This is a genomic window from Vibrio sp. PID17_43, assembly GCF_002608565.1.
GTDB lineage: Bacteria > Pseudomonadota > Gammaproteobacteria > Enterobacterales > Vibrionaceae > Vibrio.
The window spans coordinates 76050-95771 of sequence record NZ_LIXM01000021.1; the positions used below are offsets into that span (position 1 = coordinate 76050).

General features: G+C 44.8%; 22 protein-coding genes and 1 pseudogene. 16 read left to right on the forward strand and 7 right to left on the reverse strand.

The window, feature by feature from the left end; translation table 11 throughout:
* Positions 1–37 precede the first annotated feature (37 nt).
* The 3 genes from xdhC (at position 38) to AK965_RS15340 (ending at position 2186) form a co-directional block, all read left to right on the forward strand.
* On the forward strand, positions 38–871 hold the full coding sequence (gene xdhC / locus AK965_RS15335) for a xanthine dehydrogenase accessory protein XdhC (RefSeq protein WP_099080424.1): 834 nt from the start codon (positions 38–40) through the stop codon (positions 869–871).
* Between the two features lie 27 nt (positions 872–898).
* Positions 899–1030 (forward strand): hypothetical protein, encoded by a 132-nt coding sequence (locus AK965_RS20850; RefSeq protein ID WP_259343772.1) that lies wholly within the window; start codon positions 899–901, stop codon positions 1028–1030.
* A 112-nt stretch (positions 1031–1142) separates the two neighbouring features.
* Positions 1143–2186 carry a DUF4382 domain-containing protein gene (locus AK965_RS15340; RefSeq protein ID WP_099080425.1) on the forward strand — a complete coding sequence of 348 codons (1044 nt, stop codon included), beginning with the start codon at positions 1143–1145 and terminating at the stop codon, positions 2184–2186.
* Positions 2187–2239: 53 nt separating this feature from the next.
* On the opposite strand, the gene AK965_RS15345 is transcribed toward AK965_RS15340, so the two are convergent.
* Entirely contained in the window at positions 2240–3109 is an 870-nt protein-coding gene (locus tag AK965_RS15345) for a GyrI-like domain-containing protein (protein WP_099080426.1), read from the reverse strand.
* A gap of 130 nt (positions 3110–3239) precedes the next feature.
* Here AK965_RS15345 and AK965_RS15350 point away from each other — a divergent pair, with 130 nt between their 5' ends.
* Together AK965_RS15350 and AK965_RS15355 are read left to right on the forward strand one after the other, a co-directional pair.
* On the forward strand, positions 3240–4391 hold the full coding sequence (locus AK965_RS15350; protein ID WP_099080427.1) for a PLP-dependent aminotransferase family protein: 1152 nt from the start codon (positions 3240–3242) through the stop codon (positions 4389–4391).
* 430 nt (positions 4392–4821) lie between these two features.
* The gene (locus AK965_RS15355) at positions 4822–5841 is read left to right on the forward strand and encodes a hypothetical protein (RefSeq protein ID WP_099080428.1); all 1020 of its coding nucleotides are present in this window, start codon (positions 4822–4824) and stop codon (positions 5839–5841) included.
* 103 nt (positions 5842–5944) lie between these two features.
* Here AK965_RS15355 and AK965_RS15360 read toward each other — a convergent pair whose 3' ends face one another.
* Positions 5945–6271, reverse strand: coding sequence for a DUF4156 domain-containing protein (locus tag AK965_RS15360; RefSeq protein ID WP_099080429.1), 327 nt, complete (start codon positions 6269–6271; stop codon positions 5945–5947).
* A 204-nt stretch (positions 6272–6475) separates the two neighbouring features.
* Here AK965_RS15360 and AK965_RS15365 point away from each other — a divergent pair, with 204 nt between their 5' ends.
* Positions 6476–7183, forward strand: a complete 708-nt coding sequence (locus AK965_RS15365) for a lipoate--protein ligase (protein ID WP_099080430.1) — start codon at positions 6476–6478, stop codon at positions 7181–7183.
* 58 nt (positions 7184–7241) lie between these two features.
* On the opposite strand, the pseudogene AK965_RS15370 reads toward AK965_RS15365, so the two are convergent.
* Positions 7242–7671 (reverse strand): annotated as a pseudogene (locus AK965_RS15370) (VOC family protein).
* Positions 7672–7911: 240 nt separating this feature from the next.
* Between AK965_RS15370 and AK965_RS15375 the strand changes: the two are divergent.
* From AK965_RS15375 to AK965_RS15390, 4 genes are all read left to right on the forward strand, one after another.
* Positions 7912–9381, forward strand: a complete 1470-nt coding sequence (locus AK965_RS15375) for a DEAD/DEAH box helicase (protein WP_099080431.1) — start codon at positions 7912–7914, stop codon at positions 9379–9381.
* A gap of 306 nt (positions 9382–9687) precedes the next feature.
* Positions 9688–10002, forward strand: a complete 315-nt coding sequence (locus AK965_RS15380; RefSeq protein WP_099080432.1) for a cupin domain-containing protein — start codon at positions 9688–9690, stop codon at positions 10000–10002.
* 297 nt (positions 10003–10299) lie between these two features.
* Positions 10300–10659, forward strand: coding sequence for an MmcQ/YjbR family DNA-binding protein (locus AK965_RS15385; RefSeq protein ID WP_099080433.1), 360 nt, complete (start codon positions 10300–10302; stop codon positions 10657–10659).
* A gap of 158 nt (positions 10660–10817) precedes the next feature.
* Positions 10818–11003, forward strand: a complete 186-nt coding sequence (locus AK965_RS15390) for a hypothetical protein (RefSeq protein WP_099080434.1) — start codon at positions 10818–10820, stop codon at positions 11001–11003.
* 79 nt (positions 11004–11082) lie between these two features.
* On the opposite strand, the gene AK965_RS15395 is transcribed toward AK965_RS15390, so the two are convergent.
* The gene (locus AK965_RS15395; RefSeq protein WP_099080435.1) at positions 11083–12543 is read right to left on the reverse strand and encodes a glutathione synthase; all 1461 of its coding nucleotides are present in this window, start codon (positions 12541–12543) and stop codon (positions 11083–11085) included.
* 188 nt (positions 12544–12731) lie between these two features.
* Between AK965_RS15395 and AK965_RS15400 the strand changes: the two genes are divergently transcribed.
* Positions 12732–13253: a DUF2058 domain-containing protein gene (locus AK965_RS15400; protein WP_099080436.1), complete on the forward strand. Its 522-nt coding sequence runs from the start codon at positions 12732–12734 to the stop codon at positions 13251–13253.
* Positions 13254–13406: 153 nt separating this feature from the next.
* On the opposite strand, the gene AK965_RS15405 is transcribed toward AK965_RS15400, so the two are convergent.
* The 3 genes from AK965_RS15405 to AK965_RS15415 all read right to left on the reverse strand — a co-directional run bounded on the left by AK965_RS15405 (position 13407) and on the right by AK965_RS15415 (position 15705).
* The gene (locus AK965_RS15405; protein WP_099080437.1) at positions 13407–14300 is read right to left on the reverse strand and encodes a neutral zinc metallopeptidase; all 894 of its coding nucleotides are present in this window, start codon (positions 14298–14300) and stop codon (positions 13407–13409) included.
* 138 nt (positions 14301–14438) lie between these two features.
* Positions 14439–14831, reverse strand: a complete 393-nt coding sequence (locus AK965_RS15410; RefSeq protein WP_099080438.1) for a ribosome recycling factor family protein — start codon at positions 14829–14831, stop codon at positions 14439–14441.
* A gap of 4 nt (positions 14832–14835) precedes the next feature.
* The gene (locus AK965_RS15415) at positions 14836–15705 is read right to left on the reverse strand and encodes a LysR family transcriptional regulator (RefSeq protein WP_099080439.1); all 870 of its coding nucleotides are present in this window, start codon (positions 15703–15705) and stop codon (positions 14836–14838) included.
* Positions 15706–15812: 107 nt separating this feature from the next.
* On the opposite strand from AK965_RS15415, the gene AK965_RS15420 reads away from it, so the two are divergent.
* From AK965_RS15420 to AK965_RS20305, 5 genes are all read left to right on the forward strand, one after another.
* Entirely contained in the window at positions 15813–17069 is a 1257-nt protein-coding gene (locus tag AK965_RS15420; protein ID WP_099080440.1) for an adenylosuccinate synthetase, read from the forward strand.
* A 233-nt stretch (positions 17070–17302) separates the two neighbouring features.
* Positions 17303–17866, forward strand: a complete 564-nt coding sequence (locus AK965_RS15425) for a cysteine hydrolase family protein (protein ID WP_099080441.1) — start codon at positions 17303–17305, stop codon at positions 17864–17866.
* Between the two features lie 102 nt (positions 17867–17968).
* On the forward strand, positions 17969–18520 hold the full coding sequence (locus AK965_RS15430) for a YbhB/YbcL family Raf kinase inhibitor-like protein (RefSeq protein WP_099080442.1): 552 nt from the start codon (positions 17969–17971) through the stop codon (positions 18518–18520).
* Between the two features lie 487 nt (positions 18521–19007).
* On the forward strand, positions 19008–19427 hold the full coding sequence (locus AK965_RS15435; RefSeq protein WP_099080443.1) for an Hsp20 family protein: 420 nt from the start codon (positions 19008–19010) through the stop codon (positions 19425–19427).
* A gap of 186 nt (positions 19428–19613) precedes the next feature.
* Positions 19614–19722, forward strand: a 109-nt coding sequence (locus AK965_RS20305) for an Hsp70 family protein (protein WP_143699952.1), incomplete at its 3' end; no start/stop codon positions are given.

Consider the following 19722-nt stretch of genomic DNA (forward strand, 5'->3'; position numbering starts at 1 on the left):
TACCGCAGAGTTCGACATCGTTAGCTAGGAGGCTGAGATGCATACAGACAATTGGATCCAAGCCCTAGCTGAGTTCGACGCCAAGGGCATGCCTTGTATCATGGTGACAGTGCTTGAAGATAAAGGCTCCACACCGCGCAATGCAGGCACCAAAATGCTCGTTACGGAAAGCGAGGTGGTGGGCAGCATTGGCGGCGGTCATCTTGAATACGTTGCCATGCAAACCGCCAAAGAAATGCTCAATCTGGGCGAAACCGACATGAAGATCGAACGTTTCAATTTAGGGGCGAAGCTGGGGCAGTGCTGCGGCGGCATCGTCACACTGAGCTTTGAGCCAATAGGCCAACCACGGCATCTTCTCGCACTATTTGGTGCTGGTCATGTCGCCAAAGCGCTGATCCCTATTCTCGCGACATTGCCATTTAAAGTGATTTGGATTGATGAACGCGCCGAACAGTTCCCTTCTCACCTCCCTAAAAACGTAGAGAAACGACTGACAGAGGATCCCGTCGGTGAAGTACACCACCTTCCTGAAAACTGCATGTACTTAGTGCTCACTCATAGCCATCATCTCGATTTCGAACTTGCTCGAGCCATCTTAACGCGTGGAGACTGTCGCTACTTTGGACTGATCGGCTCACTCACAAAAAGAAAGCGTTTTGATTATCGATTAAAAGAACGAGGCTTTGATGACGATGCGATCAATAACATGACCTGCCCCATTGGCATAGAAGCAGTAAAAGGTAAACACCCGGCAGAGATCGCCGTGGCTGTCGCTGGCGAATTGATCGCCTGTTATCAGGGAGAAATTATTCCCAACAAGCGAGAGCAAGCGTCGCAAGTATCGGCACGGAAGATCGACACACCTTAATCTCTGCTATTTAATCATGAGTTCGCTATGGTTGAATTCTACTGTGAGGCGATATTTCGCATTGTTAAACTGGCACACCAAGCAAACGGTAAGTTGAGTACTTGGTGGCAAAACAAACCACGCAACGTGCAAATATTCGCATCATTTATTCCAGATTAAGGATTTCATACAAAAAACTGACAAAGCATCACAAAGAATTGGCAAGATGTATTCAATTTATCTCTAAATTTCAGCTACCTTTAAAAAGTTTTATATTAGAAAGGATGTATAAATGAACGCGTTTAAATTTAGCATGATCGGGGCTGCTGTTGTTTTTGCCCTTACTGGATGTGGTTCAGACAGTGATTCTAAAAGCACAACGACCCCTGTTACCCTATCCGTTTCTGATGCACCTATTGATGACGTATCAGAAGTCGTCGTGACCTACAGCAAAGTCGCGTTCTTACCGAAAGGTGAAGGTAAGCCACAAATCTTTGACGTTTACCAAACCAATGAGAATGGGGAATACGTTGATGAAGAAGGAAACTTACTTGAAGAAGGCGAAGACCCACTCCCACTCAGCGTAAACTTATTAGCCTTCCAAGGCAGCGATGCGCAAGAGCTAGTTGATGGCGTAACCATTCCAAGCGGCGATTACCAGTTGTGTGTTTTCGTACATGATGGCGACCACTTTCCGTACCCATCTTACGTCATTGATAATTCCACTGGGAACGCAATTAAAACCCCATTGACTGTAAAAGGCGACGGGGCGTGTCCTCAAGTTGTTGGCAAAGAGCCGAGCACTGGGGTGATATTCATTAACAATCCTTTTTCAGTTAACCCAGACAACAATGATTACGTGCTTGAATTCGACTTGCGACGCGGTCTAAAAGACGCAACAGGCAAGGATGAAGGTTACACAATTAAACGAAATTCTTGGTCACTCATCAACACAGTGACCACGGGAAACATTAAAGGTGAAATCGCCTTAAACGACACCTACCTACAGTGTGAGAGCGAAACGAATTCTGGCAACGGTTATGCACATGCGGTTTACCTATATAAAGGAAATATCGCGCAAGCAGATATGGGCACCTTCGCGCAAAGCGATCTACAAGCACCCATTGCGTCAGCTAACGTAGTAACGGATGATGAAGGTTTAACTTACCAATATGAGTTGGGTTTTGTTGAACCAGGCACCTACTCTGTCGGTTATACCTGTACCGCGAATGATGATTCTGAAGAAGGCATCGTGGAAGGTGAAGCCTTCAGTATTTACACCGCAAAAAGTGGTCTAAGTGTCTCTGCGGGCACTGACACAGATGCGAATCTATAAACAAAAATGATTTGACAGCGAGGTCCAGATTTTTGGCTTCGCTGTTTTCTGTTTTAAAAGAAGCTGATTGGCAAGTAAAAATCTAACTCGAAGCGCTCTTCTTCATTAAGAAAGTGATTACGATGATAATGGACATACGCCGGTGTTGAACGCTGCTTAAAACCCGACTTCGGTAACCATTTCTCTAACACCATACTAATTTGCGGCAGCAACTCACCATACATTCCGCTAAGACGAAACACCGCATGCAAGCCGCCAGGGATGATCATTTGATTCACTACCCCACGATATTTAAGGGGTTTATCTATCGCCATGCACGCGACATACCGACACTTATCTAACTCTACCCATGCTGGGTTGGAGTGGTGCAGCCCAAATTGAGTTAAGAAATCACGATTCTCCGAATTCGCCCACGCCTTAAGCACCAACCATGCCTTACGAATCGAACGATTGTAACCTTCATGACGAACGTAAGCGGCGAATCGTTGTGGGACTTCAATGATTTTCGGTTCAGGTAAAGTGCGCTGTGCCACTCGATGATAACCAGCGGCAATCTCGGGATCTTTCAAATAAGGCTTTTCTGCGACCTGCAGATCGTGCTTGCGCCATGCTCCCGGTGAGAGTTCAAAAGTCGCTTTGAATGCTCGACTAAAAGAAGAAACCGAACTAAAACCACACTTATTGGCGATATCCAATACCGACGATTTGGTATCAAACATCAACTGATTCGCTGCGTATTCCATGCGGGTACGACGGATGTATTGATGGATGGATTCCCCGACCACTTGTTTAAATATTCGGTGGAAGTGCTGTTCAGAATACGCCGCTACATCAGCCAGCTCTTTGGCGGATAATTCTCTACTAATATCTTGATGTATGTAAAACAACACGTCATTGATTCTGGAAACCTGCTGTTGGCTCATGGAGTGACATCTCGCCTAAATAGCATAAATGGACATGTTTAACAGCATAAACAGACACACCTAAGTTATCAATTCCCATGTACTATCTTTCGCATAAAACTAGAATTAAATACTGCGAGAAACACAGCACATGGAAATTGCACAGTCACTACAACAAGTAAAGTCTTCTTATATTCGTGAGATCCTCGCGGCGGCGAGCGATAAAAACGTCATCTCACTTGCTGGCGGTTTACCAGATGAAAAGACATTCCCTATCGACTTAATGAAGCCAACCCTTGAAAACCTAGCCAACATGACAGAGGTGTTTCAGTACGGCTCAACCGCAGGTTATACACCGCTACTGAACTTTCTGAACGGTTATTACCAATTGCCAGACACGCACCTTGCCATGATCACTACGGGCTCACAGCAAGGCTTAGACTTAATTGCGCGAGCCTATATTAACCCTAACGACAAAGTCGTAATGGAAGCACCAAGCTACCTAGGCGCAATGCAAGTATTTGGCTTAGTTCAAGCGGACATCGTAACCGTTTCGCAAACAGAGTTTGGCCCTAATTTACAAGAGCTAGAAGAATGCTTTGCAGAGCAAAAACCCAAAATGTTTTATGCGGTGCCAGACTTCCACAACCCTACAGGCGTATGCTGGGCGCTAGAAACCCGTAAAAAAGTGGCAGAGCTTTGTATTCAATACAATGTGGCATTCATTGAAGATGCCCCTTACCGCGAACTGCGATTCTCAGGAAGTGCGTTACCTTTGGTATCCGATTTCTGCCCACAGAACGCGATCGTATTACGTTCGTTCTCAAAAATTGCCTCTCCTGGGCTACGTATCGGTGTGGTAACCGGCAAACGCAGCTATATTGAACCGTTGATCAAAATCAAGCAAGGAGCGGACCTACACTCTAGCGTACCGATGCAAGCACTGTTGCATGGCCTGATGCAACACGATGGCTTTGACACTCACATTTCAACCATTTGTCAGCTATACAAATCTCGCTACGACGTGATGTTTGCCGAGCTAAAAAAACAGCTCCCATCAAGCTGTAGAGTAAAGCCTGTTGATGGCGGCATGTTTGTCTGGGTTGAGATCCCTGAGTGCGATACGTTTACGCTAGCAAAAACGCTGCTCGCCAATGGCGTCGCAGTTGTACCGAGCCCAGTGTTTTATCCTGAAGGATCAGAGGTAAAAGCCGCATTGCGACTAAACTTCACGAATGCCACACGTGAAGAACTGAAAGTAGCCGTGACGCGCTTGGCTGAAGTGTTAAACGCACTAAATTAAAAAATATACTTTAGAATCCAACCATCTACCTTTGAAACACAAATTATGTTTCAAAGGTAGTGTTTGAAAAAGTTCCCACAAAAAATAATTTTTTCTCTCAAAATCGATTCTCTACGTTAAGTGTCTGTTTTTACTTGATCCTAGAGCTCTAGCCAAAAATAGATCATCATCACAAATTTGAAGCCTAGAAAAGTTACGTCTATCTTTCAAAAAAGACATCAACCTTGCAACATCATCTACGAATTCAAACACTTTTGGCCGTGGGGCTTAACACGGACAACAATAGACGGTGATCATCTCCGTCGATACGTCTTGTGAAGATGAATTGAGCAAGGAAGCACTTAAAGCCATTCTGAATGTCGCTAATCCAGTCATAAATTGGAGTCTGAACGTCGGCTGACACGCATCATATTAGAGAGGGGTTATCAAGATGAACAACCGAACATCGAAAGGACTCGTCATATCGGGCTTGTCCGCCATGCTGTCACTTGCTTCTGCATCATCAGCTCATGCTAGCAACTCGCCAAATTGTGGCGACGTTCTCGCTGGGAATAAAACGGCCGTGTCACAAAAGATGACCGTTCTTCTCGGAGAAGATATCACCAAAGCCAATCTTGTCACGACCGTGATCCCGGTAAAAAATAATCCATTCGTCACCGAAGCATTGGTTTCCGTGGCAAATGACGTATCACCGAATGGTCTGCTACCAGCAAAATCATTAGAAGAAATCAAACAAGTTCGCACCAACATTGAACAAGCAGGACGAGAAATCACTAAGCTACAAGGCACATTTGAAATTGCATTTATTAGCTTGATTGATGGCTACTGTCAGTTCTCCACCAATACCTTAACCACCCATGCAAAAATCGATTTTGACCATTTAGAGGGACTCTCGTCTTATTCGATTCCTGCCCTACTCGCAATGGTTGATAAGTCCTACCGATTAGCAGAAGCACGAATGGCAGAAGAAAACGCCAATCTCACTGACGCAGAGCGCGAGAAACAGCGACAAGAAGAGCTCGCAGCTGCCGCGCGCTATCAAGATGCCAATGTACTGGTCAAAGTAGAACAGTTTGATGGTTCGAACGTCACCTTCTCTGTCACCAACTTAGGTGCTGAAGCCGAACTTCAACCTAACTTCAATACTTTTAGAGCGTATCAAACCGACAAAGGCGAGTTAGTTTATAAATCGGAGTCGTTATTGAGTTTGGTCGATGACGAAGGGAATGGTTTGAACACGTTTGGTATCGCAGAGCTCGGGCCAAAAGGCAGTAGTGCTCTCTCTATTTCGCCAGGGGAAACACGTAAGTTCATCACCAGTATTGAGTCCGAAGTCGCACCACAAACCCAATTGAGTTTAACGTTCCCGGCCAAAGTGCTTAATACTAGCGATGCGTTTACCGTTTCATTCACAGATGCCATAGCGGTTGCAACGGCGAGTATCCACTGATTCAACGCGTAAGGTGCTAAATCTTCAGAGACTGGTAGCGGTCAATGACTAAGTTAAGATGAGCTACAAAAAAGCAGACTTTTATCGTCTGCTTTTTTTTAAATTAATTTTGGCATTTGTACGCATTAGCGAACATGGTCACTGAGCTATTAAAACCTAGAGGCTCATAAAGATAGAGCGTGTCTGCACCTAAGTCAGCCGCTTTAATGCGCATTTGGTTCAGCGTACCCCAAACCATATCTTTATCTGCATGAAGCCAGTAATCATAGAAGTGACCTTCAGAGCCCATCACGGTGCCAAGGTGTTGGCAGTTTTCAATGGCATTCACGTCATCCCAAACGACTTTCACTTGATTAGATTCCTGTGTTGGGAAGGTAACACAACCGGTTAATAATGTTGCTAATGCTGCGCCAGTCATTAACTTTTTCATAATGATATCGACCTAGGTTTATCCAAACCGGGCATTCTATGCATCGACCAGGCAATGAACAACAAAGAATACTTGTCGTTACAACAACGGTTCATTTCAACATTCGAGCATCACGGATGTTCAGTGTCATCAATCTTAACGTAGATAGCATTTAATGCCGAACTGCGGTAAAACAGATGAATCAGACGAAGTGAGGGATTGAATTTGGCTGGCAAAAACAAACTGATCCGCTATCGAGCAATAGAAGTTGCTGATGTATTTAGCAAAGAAGATGAATTAATTAAACAAGTCCAATCAAATCAACTCTCGCAAGTATTACTGCTGTGGCAAGTGAAAAGCCCCACACTGGTTCTTCCCGCAGGAAAAAAGTGGCCTATCTTTGACGAATTAGAACAAGCGCTACAACATGCCAACTGGAAACTCTTTTCACGTAAAACAGGGGGCGCGCCAGTGCCTCAAGTGCCTGGGATCATTAACCTCTCTCATATTTATCATTGGCCAGAAGGCCAGCCATACGATATCAAACAAGCTTATCTCCATTTATGTTCAGTGCTAACGATATTCTTCGAGCAACTTGGCGTGAAAGTTGATATTCACGCCACCCCCAATTCCTACTGCGATGGCGACTACAATCTCAACATTAGAGGTCAAAAGGTGGTGGGAACCGCGCAACGAGTATTACTCAACAAAAGCGGCGGACAGGTCGTGCTATCTCAAGCGTGTATTCTGATCGACACAGATGTAGAGAAAATCGTTGAGCCCGTACAGTTATGCAATCTCCTGTGTGGCTATGACGAAGACATTCGTGGCAATGTCCATACTCCCCTATTCGATCACATAGAAGAGAGACCAAGCGTGGACACTTTATTCCAAAAACTGACGCAGGCGTTTTTGGATCATGTGAAAATTTGAAAAGATCACAAGAAGTAAAGCTAGGCACGTTCCAATGCCTAGCGATAGAAAGAGCTTACTACAACAGATAGTCATAACGCTCGCTGTCTTTTTCTGAGAAAGACTCAATAAACTCAAGCTGTAAGCCGTGATCCTCTACGTAGTAAACGCTCTTCCTAAATGGGTGCTCACCACCGAGATGAACTAGCTCGTATCCTGCTTCTTTGAACCTTATTATTAAAGCTTCCACATCGGGTACCACAATGCCTAAATGCTTGAGCCCTGTCGTATGGCTAGTCCAATGTTCAGCTTCACTATTGCCGCCTGAAGAGATTACCATGTAAGAATGCTCATCTCCGAGATGGAACCATTCGATAGGTTTGCCAAACCAGACATCAATTTTTCCGCTTCCGCGTACTTTCCATTCTGGAATTGCACTGATAAGAAAACGAATCGTTTGTTGCGCATCCACAACTAAAAATATTGGCGTGTTCAATGTCGTTTTTCATGGGGGAAATTCCTTATTCATCATGTTTTTCGTTTGCTTGATGAATACTCTAAAACTTCAAGTTAACTTTAGGTAAATCGCTCATTTTTACATCCCTATAGGAAATGAGATCGAGTTCAACTATTTCTCCGTGACAGAAATAGTTGAAGCCGACGCCCAAAAGCCTCAGAATGTCGCACTTTTCGCATCGTACATAAATTCGACGCGTTGTTATCTAACTCGACAATTGAGAATCATACATATGGGTTTTACCTCGTTAGGTCTATCTGCTCCAATCCTTAAAGCAATTCAGGAAAAAGGCTACGACACCCCTTCGCCAATTCAGGCTCAAGCAATTCCTGCTATTTTGAAAGGGAAAGACGTCATGGCAGCAGCGCAGACTGGTACAGGTAAAACAGCGGGCTTCACGCTGCCAATCCTTGAGCGTTTGTCAAATGGCCCTCGTGTTCGCAGTAACCATATTCGTGCTTTGATCTTAACGCCAACACGTGAGCTTGCCGCGCAGGTTCAAGAAAACGTGTTCATGTACAGCCGCCATCTAACGCTGAACAGCGCGGTGGTATTCGGTGGCGTGAAGATCAACCCACAAATGCTGCGTCTTCGTAAGGGTGCTGACGTATTGGTTGCAACGCCTGGCCGTCTAATGGACTTGTACAGCCAGAATGCGGTGAAATTCGACCAACTGGAAGTACTGGTTCTGGATGAAGCAGACCGCATGCTCGACATGGGTTTTATTCGCGACATTCGTAAGATTCTTGATTTGCTGCCAAAACAACGTCAAAACCTACTGTTCTCTGCCACGTTCTCAAATGAAATTCGCGCTCTTGCAAAAGGGTTAGTAAACAACCCTGTTGAGATTTCAGTTAACCCAGCAAACTCAACCGCAAGAACAGTAGAGCAATGCATTTACCCTGCAGACGTGAAAAAGAAAGCGCCAATGCTGGTAAAACTGATCAAAGACGGTGACTGGAAGCAAGTGCTGGTATTTACTAAAACTAAGCACGGCGCAAACCGCTTAGCGAAGTTTCTCATTGACGAAAAGATTACCGCTGCCGCTATCCACGGGAACAAGAGTCAAGGCGCACGTACGAAAGCACTGGCGGACTTCAAATCAGGTGAAGTACGCGTTCTCGTTGCAACTGACATCGCAGCACGTGGTATCGATATTCCTCAGCTTCCTCAAGTGGTGAACTTCGAGCTACCAAAAGTAGCTGAAGATTACGTTCACCGTATTGGTCGTACAGGTCGCGCTGGCGAAACAGGCAAAGCAATTTCTTTGGTTTGTGCACTTGAAGCACCAGAACTGTTCGCGATAGAGCGTGTAATTCAAGAACTTCTACCACGTAAACAACTTGAGGGCTTCGCTCCAACCAATGCCGTACCAGAATCTAAACTAGATACTCGCCCAATCAAGCCAAAGAAACCGAAAAAGCCTAAGAAGCCAAAAACCGACGGTGACAATGCTCATCAAGCAGAGAAGAAAACGTCCAATGGCGCAAGCAAGCCTAAGCGTCGTTTCAATGAGAATAAAGGTGGAGCTGGTAAGCCTAAGGGAAACCGTGACGGTCAGGCGCGCTCAAACGGCAAACCAGATGCGAATAAGCCAAACAGCAATAGAAATGGCAACGGTGGTAAGCCAGTAGGAGCAAAACCTTCAAGCAGCAAGCCATCTGGTCAGCGTCGTAAGCCGCGTCCACAAGTGGCTAATTAAGTCGCTCGCTTCCATTTAAATAACAAAGCCGCTGATAACACTCAGCGGCTTTGTTTTATCAACCAGATACATCGCACTTCAAACTTGCTCTTAAGAGTTTAAGTAATGCCTCCAGAGCACTTTCAACCTCAACCACCTAGTGAATCTCTTCTAAAATATCGTCAGATGCATTTTGAAATGCTTTCTCACTTTGGTATCCATTACCTACCCACACCTCTTTGATATTATAAAAGAAAATCGTCACCATAAAGGAGGCTATACCAACTCCTTCCGTTTAAAAGACATTATGGCTCAGGAGAAAAAAGAATGACCAATATATATTCTGATATACCAAATCACATCCCTGATGAGATATTCGAAGATATCATTTCTACAAACCACATTCGAATCGAGCGAATTCTATCTCATGGACATCGATCCCCGGAGGTTGGCTGGTACGACCAAGCTGAACACGAGTGGGTTATTGTACTTAAAGGCGAAGGGGTTATTGAATTCGAAAATGGGCAAGTTCATACATTATCTGAGGGCGATTTTATCAATATAAAAGCCGGTATAAAACACAAAGTATTGAGCACTTCACCTGATGAAGTCACCGTCTGGCTAGCTGTCTTTTACCGCTGACTGCCGTCATAATGGCTAGCAATTAGATCGTTTAACTCGACAAATTTTCATTAAAAAGCAAGGAATGCACATGAATACCGTATATGGCTCGGTGATGATATGGGGAGTATTTATCACTTGGTTATGGTCAATTTATCGACAATACAACCGTTAGGTTATTCGGACTTTTGGACACCATGACGATGCCTCTGAAAAAGTATCGCTGTGGGGAAACTTCCACAGAGATCTCTTTTCGACAGCAACGTTCATTCCCAAGCTATATTAATCTTGTTGTAACAAGCATTGACGAGGTTATCCATGACATACGAAGAGTTCAATCAATTCTGCGGCTCGTTCGCTGCGACATCTCATGTTGTACAGTGGGGTGATGCACATGTTTGGAAAGTGGGCGGAAAAGTCTTCGCGATTGGTGGTTGGAGCAAAAATAAACAGCCTGCCTTTACTTTTAAAACCTCACCTTTGAATTTTGATTTTCTCCGTGACAGTGAAGGTTACATCCCTGCCCCTTATTTTGCCAATCGCGGCATGAAATGGATTCAACAAACAGAAACTTCGGGGCGATTGGATGAGGAGTTGAAGTATTACTTGTGCGAATCTTATCAAATTGTTGCTCTTGGCCTGAGCAAACGTAGGCGCCAAGAGTTAGGGATTGAGTAGCCAATTGCGAAACCTTGATAAACACAATGCAAACCTGCTTACTAACTAACAATCCGGCTCGTCTAGTGCCATTACGCCACACTCGCTCAATCAAGCACCTTTCGATAGCTGGTATATAATAAACGGATTACGAACTAAAAAGTGCACATGGGAGTTTTATGTCTGTAGAAAATGAGAAACAAGAAGTCATCGTGGTTGATATCAAAATGCCCTTCATGTCGATGGTTATCCTCATGGTAAAATTTGCCATTGCATCCATTCCGGCCATGATCATTCTAGGCATTATCTTCAGTATTTTAGGGGCACTATTTGGCGGTCTGTTCCATGGAATGGGACGCATGTAGCCCTCCTCGACCACCAGAAATAGACAAACAGCACACTCTCCGCACGAAATAAAACAGAGCGGAGAATCTTTTCATCCTATCAATCCACCAACACTAGTGAATCTAATATTCCCTTTCCACTATGAATCCCTCCTTCATTTTCACTGGCGGGTTTACTACGGATAAGATAGCCAGCATACCCTTCAAACTCGGTGGCAGGTTCACCTTGATAATGCGCTGTAAACAAACCAATTTCACTGACTAAATCGGTCACTATTGTCTGCTTGGCATCACGCACGGCAATCGTTGGCTTTTCGCGCTCATGAGGATACAGACGTTGCATTAATGCCCACGCATCATATTCCTCTTGAGTCATCTGACTCAGTTTCGCTTTGATATCCGCACCAAATATGCAGTGACCACCGCCTTCTCCTTGATTCTTCAACACCCATTCGTTCTGATTAGCAGACGAGTTAAACCACGCAATAGTTTCTACATTGACGGGTTTCATGTCGGCGAGAACACTTTTCACCAACGTCGCTTCTTCTAACGTCAGTCCCCAGCGTATATAGTCTTCAGCTGGCATCGTGGTAAGCAGCATTTGCATTGATTTACTGGTTGCAAGTTGCTGGCTAAAGGTTGCGTTTATCGCTACGTAATGCTTTTCCATAAACAAACGAGTCTGGCTCAAGGTATAGCCACAAACTGGTTCATCCAATTCTGGTGAGCAGTAGTCTATATATTGGTAACCCGAACGCAGATAAACCACGTCGACGCCACCGATGTTGTCTAACATAAGACGCTGATTGTCACCGGTATATAACTGGGTACTCAACTGTTCGAAGGTACGTCTTACGGTGCGCATGCCTAGCTTTTGTAGTTCAACCTCAAGCAAATGCTGGTCGTAAACGTTGTCTTCATTTTTTTGCACCACCATCAAAAACGTCGGCTTATCGTCTTCACTGAAGCGCGTTTTTACTTTTTTCGCGGCCGTGGCAATGCCCAACGCCAATTGTTCCATACCAACATTGTCCGCCGGTATTGCACTCTCATCTTCTAGCCAATCACGATACACGATGCCCCATTGATTTTGCATAAATTGATGAAGCTGTGTCGCTCGCTGACCAAACGGAGCCATGCCTGCGGCAATTCCGTTGAACTCTATGACCTTAGCTCCATGTTGGCGGTCGTCCATAAAATCCGTGCGCATCAATAGCAAAGGTTGGCGAGCTGGCTTTAAACGGTTTCCAGACGCTCCATGCGCTTCTTGGTGGAGTGCCATCAGGCGTCCGAAAAATGGCTCAGCCTTAGCCACATCAATTAGTGAGCTTTGCAAGAAGTCGTGATCTTCGGACACGTTGCTGATCAGCTTGGCGATAATCGGCGTGACCATTTTTAAATGCTCATACACGCTTCGTTCAATCGACATTGGCGCAATGCTAAAAGGACAATGTCTCGCGCTATTGTCTGCTTGGCGAAATGCGATGCCATGCATGATTGCCCACTCACAGGCATCTTCAATCACTTGCTGAGAAACATATCGATATTTTGAAGTATTCATAGGTTCGCTTCTAAAAAAATAACGTCGTAATCTACCTTAGACGAATGAACGTTCAAAAAGATGATCATGATTTTGACCTCTTTTACTTAAAATAGAACCAATTCTTGTCATGCACAAAGCTCATCGCCCTTCCTTTGCCGCTTGGGAGTGGTTAAAATGCACAAAATTGCGCACTAACTGGATAGAACATGGCAAAACTTACCCTTCAAGAGCAGATGCTAAAAGCAGGCTTGGTAAACGAAAAAAAACTGAAGAAAGCCAAAAAAGGCTCTAAGAAATCACGTATTCAAGCACGTGAAGTAAAAGCGGCGGTTGAAGAGAGCAAACGTCAGCAGTTAGAGCGTGACAAGCAACTGAGCGAACAACAAAACAACGAGCGCTTGAACAAAGAGATTAGAGCACAAATCAATCAGCTGATTGAGAATAACAAGATTGATTTAAAAGATGGCGACATCAAGTACAACTTTACTCATGGTACACTTGTGAAATCTCTATATGTAGATTCACTAGTTCGTGAGCAGCTGATAAAAGGTATCTTGGCCATTGCCATCGTTGGTGAGAGCTATGTGGTTATTCCTCGTCCTGTTGCAAACAAAATTGCTCAACGCGACGAGTCAGTGATCATTGAACAGAAAGAGCCAGAATCAGATATCCTAGCAGAAGACGATCCATACGCTGACTTCGTCGTGCCAGACGATCTAATGTGGTAGCGCTTTTTCTGTCACGATAATCGTACCATTTATCTCAACCCAAGTGTTTTCAAATAATGGCGCTGCTTAAAGCCAACACATTGACACCGCTTGGGTTCTTTATTTCATTTCAAACAGCGTACCACCACCAACCTTACGACATGGCGAACATACTCAGTTAAACGTCTGACACTGCTCTGGATCACCTGATTCAAATCCCTTCTTAAACCAAGCAACCCTTTGATCTGACGAACCATGTGTAAAACTATCCGGCTGAACCGAGCGTCCCGCCATTTCTTGCAATCTATCGTCCCCCACCGCCGTTGCCGCTGCAATGCCTTCTTCCATATCGCCGGGATCGAGTATTTTCATCTCATTATTGACATAATAGCCCCACACCCCCGCGTAACAGTCGGCTTGCAGCTCTAATTTGACACTGAGTTTATTTGCATCCACTTTTGACGATTGTTGCTGTAAGCGATGGACTTCACCGCTCGTTCCGAGTAGGTTTTGTACATGGTGACCGACCTCATGCGCAATCACATAGGCAAAAGCAAAGTCTCCTGGTGCACCGAGCTTTTTCAATTCATCCATAAAGCTCAGATCGAGGTATATTTTGCCATCGGCCGGGCAATAAAACGGCCCCGACACCGCTTGCCCTATCCCACACCCTGTTGACGTCGTGTTGGTATAAAGCACTAGTGTTGGCTCCCGATAGCCATTGGATAATAACGTCGACCAAACACTCTCGGTCGTCCCCAAAACCGCCGCTACGAATTGGGCATTTTCATCCGAAAGTGCTTGGCTATCGGATGGGCTAGTAGACTGCTGCGTTATTGGTATACCAACCATCTCTCCGATCAAACTTCCGTCACCCATTAATGCCTGATAACCAAAGAAGAGAACGCCACCGAGTAGAACAAGCCGGCCGACTTTGCTCTTCATTAAAAAAGGCAAAAAACGAAATAGTTGAGCAACAAGTAATCCGTTTGAAGCTGCACCTTTTGTCCCTGGTTGACCTCGACGATCTTCTACATTTGAACTTCTTCGGCTATTACGCCATCGCATATTTCACCCCAATTGTTCTGTATCGCAGACTCAATTGTGGGCTATTTTTTGTAATTTTGCTGAGGCAGAGATGAGACTTACGTCCCTTGAACAGTGTGCTATGGATTGATTGAACGACCACCAGTATTGTTCGCTCCATCAAAGCATCTCCGCTTCAAAGCGTGCGGTTCGCGCTTGTGCGACAGTACAGTTGGTCACAGACATCAATTCCGCCAAGGTAATATTGGGGGTTTCTAACACTAAACGAATCAACTTCGCTTCTAACGGTTCAAGTTTGTCACTGTGCTTGGCGAGGCCCAATTCCAATTTGTTGATCACAAATCGCATCGGCTCGGGCGCTTCGACCTTGATATGATCAGCAAAAGCTTTTATATGTCGCGCTTCACCCGAAATCTGCCAGTTCCTAGAACGCCTGATCCGTTTCAGTTCACACCCTTTCTCAGCCGCGATGGCTTTAGCTCGCTTAGCTTGCTCTCCCCCAATTCGATGAATAAAAGAAGGTAATAGAATCGTGATGCTTGTGTCTTTCATAGAGTTAAACCTCAACCACCGATACGTTCTCAGCTACCCATTTAAGAAGTTGCTTGGCGGCTTTTGACAGCACTTGGTTTTGGCGCACGATGTAGCCGAAATCGGTATTGGGGAAGCTAGGCAAAGGCGTCACTTCTCGTGAGAGTTTAAGCCTTGGGTCGAGGGAAAAATCAGGCACAATCGCCGTACCAAAGCCCGCTTCTGCCCAGTCGATTTGTGCCTCTACACTGCCTACTTCCATCACTCTATGTTTTGGTAACTTTAGCTCTGGTAGTGATGCGTCAATCAATTCACGAGTTCGGGTATCATGGCCAAGCAAGATCAAAGTCTGGCTCTCTTCCTTGTTGTCTCGCCAATCGAAAATGTTATCGCCAAAAGCACACCAATGGATTTGCGTTAAAGGCGTAAAGTGCAGCGGTTGGCTCTCTTTCTGCGCCATCACAAAACCGATGTCAGCACGGGCACTTTTCACTAGCTCCACCGCCTGAGAAGATGTCGTATTGAAGAGTGCTAAGTCGATGCCCGGATATTCACTTTTAAACTGCTGAAAAGGCTTGATAAGTAATAGGCGTGAAACAATATCGCTCGCTGCAATTGAAAGCGTCCCTTGCATTAAGTCGTCAATGGCATTGAGATCAGATTGGCAGATTTGCAGCTCGTTCAACATGTGCTGCGCAGTGTCTAATAATCGCTTACCTGCCTGAGTCAGTTGTACTGGGTTACGCTCGATCAACTTAGTGCGAGTCGCTTGTTCAAGCTGCTTGATGTGAAGGCTCACATTAGGCTGCGTCATGTGCAGTTCGATCGCTGTTTTACCGAAATGCTTTACTTCCGCCAAGGTGACGAATGTACGCAACCAGTTCAAATCTAACATAGAAAATTGCCCGATATGATTTTCTTATCAAGTTAATGAGTATAATTAATTTCTCTTATTCATGCGAGCCCCCTAAGATTTTCCGGTCTGTTTTTGGAGAATGAATTATGTCGTCTATCGTTGTTGTGGGTGCAAACTGGGGTGATGAAGGCAAAGGCCGCATCGTTGACTTTTTGGCAGAGCAAGCTTCTGCAAGCATTCGTTTCCAAGGTGGTAGCAACGCGGGTCACACCGTGATTAACGACCTAGGTACGTTCAAGCTGCACCAGCTACCAAGTGGCGTTTTCAACCCAGACTGTTTGGCAGTTTTAGGTCCGGGTATGGTTATCAGCCCTGCGTCGCTGTCTCAGGAGATTGCGGAAGTTGAAGAAGCGGGCGTTAAAGTGAACATGTGCATCTCTGATCGCGCAACACTGTGTCTACCTCTACATGCACTAGAAGATACGCTAGAAGAACAACGCCTAGGCGACAAAGCATACGGTTCTACTCGTCAGGGCATTGCACCTGCATACGGCGACCGTGTGATGAAAAAAGGCATCCTTGTGGGTTGGCTACAGCAACCAGAAGTTCTTGTTGAACGTCTTAAATTCTGGATGGATTGGAAACTTCCACAGCTACGTGCTCTTTACCCAACGTTCGAGTTTGAACAAACCGCTGAAGAGATGGCGGACTGGTTGCTAGAAGTGTCTTCACCTTGGCGTGATGCTATCTGCAACGTAACGCTTCCACTAAAAGCGCTACAAGCAAAAGACCAAACGCTATTGTTTGAAGCACAGCTAGGTGCAGGCCGTGACCTTATTTACGGTGAGTACCCATGGACAACGTCTTCGAACGTCGTGTCTATGTACGCAGGTATCGGTAGTGGTCTTCCTGCTCTGCGCCCAGAGCGTGTTATCGCAGTAGCAAAAGCGTTCAGCTCATCAGTAGGTACAGGTACGCTGATCACAGCAATGGAAGAGCAAGATGCATTCCGTGAACTAGCAGGTGAATTCGGCGCAACAACGGGTCGTCCACGTGACATGGGTTACTTCGATGCAGTCGCAACGAAGAACGGTGTTGAGCTTCAAGCAGCGACTGAAATTGCACTGACAAAAGTAGACTGTCTGACTGGCCTTTTCGATCTAAAAATTTGTGTTGGTTACGAAGGCGAACACAGTGAGAACCCCATTTGGCCTCAAACGGCTGCACTAACACCAATCTATGAGAAGATGGAAAGTTGGAGCGAAGACATTTCTGGTTGTCGTAAATTCGAAGAGCTACCAGTCGCGGCACAAAAATACGTTCTACGTATTGAAGAACTAATGGGTGTACCAGTGAAGATGGTATCGGTTGGTCCTGGTCGTGAACAAATGATTATGCGCTAAGGCGTGGAATAACACGTCTATACCCAAGTCACAGTAAGTGCTTGGTTATATTAGCAAGCGGCTTTATCTTTTCCGGGGTAACGCCGCTTTTTTTGTTTTTTCAGTCGATAGAACATTAACCCTATCTTCATTTCCTGTACTCCAATGCTTACAGATTCCGACTTCAGAGTGAGGTTACTTGGTTTTAAAAGCTATACTTTCGCAATAGTCTTCAAACTCATGGATATTTCAAAGTGCCAATTACCCAAATTGATAATAACACTGCACTCATCGCCATTGACTTGCAATATGGTATTGTCGAACTGGTCGACGCTAAAGATGCAAGTAAAGTCATTGAGCATACCAATCTGTTGTTAAACACTTTTCACTCTCTCAATTGGCCTGTGGTACTCGTGAATGTCTCCGGTCGTCCAGACGGGCGAGTAGATTCGCCCTCTCGCTCATCGCGTGAACTAAAGCCGAATTGGACGACGTTGATAGAAGAGTTGAACCATCACCGTACTGATATCGTTATCACCAAACAAACGTGGGGGGCATTCACCCACACGCAGCTTCACCAACGCCTACAAAGCTTAAATGTCACTCATGTCGTGATCACTGGTATCGCGACAAGCATGGGCGTTCTGTCAACAGCCATGCAAGCTTATGAACTAGGATATAACGTCACCATTTGCCATGATGCGGTCACCGACCCCTCGCTAGCCAATCATGCCTTTGCTCTATCGTCCGTTATTCCTAAGATTTCAGAGGTCGGCACGACTTTAGATTTTATTTCATTAGCAAAGTCCTTGTATTAATTCAGCCCACTCCCGCTCGTTCACTTTCTCTTCTATGGCAGTAATGAGAAAGTGGACTATGCTTTCTTTGCTTGCTTTAAGACAAGTCAAATAGGAGTGCCAATGAAACAGATCAAATTATTATCGTTTGTGTTATCTGCTCTTCCTCTCTTTTCTAGTTATTCCTTTGAGCTAAAAAGCACAGATATTATTGATAATCAATCACTTAAGAAATCACAAATTTTCAACCAATGGGGCTGCACCGGAGACAATAAGTCTCCAGAACTGAGTTGGAATAGCCCTCCTGAAGGTACAAAAAGCTTCGCAATTACCATGTATGACCCAGACGCGCCAACCGGTAGTGGTTGGTGGCATTGGTTAGTGGTCAATATTCCTGCTGATCAAACTGGTATGGCAGAAAATGCCGGTGAAAAAGGAGGGAAAAGCTTGCCTAAAGGCGCCAGCATGGTGACCAATGACTTTGGTTTCAAAGGATTTGGCGGTGCATGCCCTCCTCCAAACGCGAAACCACACAATTATCAAATTACCGTCTATGCCTTGGATACAGAAAAAATTGAGCTGCCCGACAATGCGTCAGGTGCGCTCGCCGGCTACAACATACTGCAACATGTTATTGATAAAGTGGTATTAACCGCACCAACCAATTTGAGATAGTCACAAAATGATTGGTTTCATTCATCCTACCCTTGCGTAGCGATTAAGAAGAGTTCAAGTTCGAGCTCTTCTTTTTTGATTCAGCGTAAATCGATGCATCTCAAATAAGATTGAGAACACCTAGTGCCACTCATTAAATGTGCTGCCCTTCCCTGCTTGCTCATGCATTACCTTAAGAATCATTAAAAACACATTTCATGTTATTTTTTCTAATGGACCTATTGACAAGAAAATTACGGAAGCATATATTGCTTACACGAACTGCCAAATGGAGTTCATTGATGACTTAATTCGCCTTATTAAGGGAATACAAAAGTGATCACCACGGAACGAGCAGACTGTCCCATCAACAGGATGATCAAGATGCGACTTCCGATTATTAACCGTTGAACCGTATGTCTAAATTAGCTCTCAAGGGCTTAAGAGTATGAGTTCGATCTCAGCACTTTATGTGTTGAGAACTATTGCTTATTGAAAGGATAGTACTATGCGTAATGTAGATATTTCTCCCCTATACCGTCATGCCATCGGTTTCGATCGTCTGTTGAATCTTGTTGAGAACAACGCGAAGAAATCGTCTCAAAATGGTTACCCACCATATAACATCGAACAGAAAGATGAGCACAACTACCGCATTACTATGGCAGTTGCTGGTTTCTCTGAAGATGCGCTAACTCTCACTCAAAACGAAAACATGCTGATCGTTTCAGGCGAAATTAATGCCTCTGAAACCAAACCAACTTACATTTATCAAGGTATTGCCGAGCGCAACTTTGAGCGCAAGTTCCAACTGGCTGACTACGTCACTGTTACCGCAGCGAGTATGGAAAATGGATTGCTGCATATTGATCTCATCCGAGAAGTTCCGGAAGCAATGCAAGCGCGTAAGATTTCCATCAGCAAATAGTTTCAAGTTTTCGCTAAACATGGCTAACCACAGCATCACCTGTTTAGCGGTAATCACTGAAGCAATCTATTTGATTGAGACAAGGTATAACAGCCACAAAAATGCCTGTTATGCCCTTATAAAACAACATCGAATTTTAACAACTTTGCATTAATATAACTAATGCAAAGTGTAGAGGTAATTATTATGGGTAAAATCATTGGTATTGACTTAGGTACGACTAACTCATGTGTTGCTGTACTAGACGGCGACAAACCACGTGTCATTGAAAACGCAGAGGGTGAGCGCACCACTG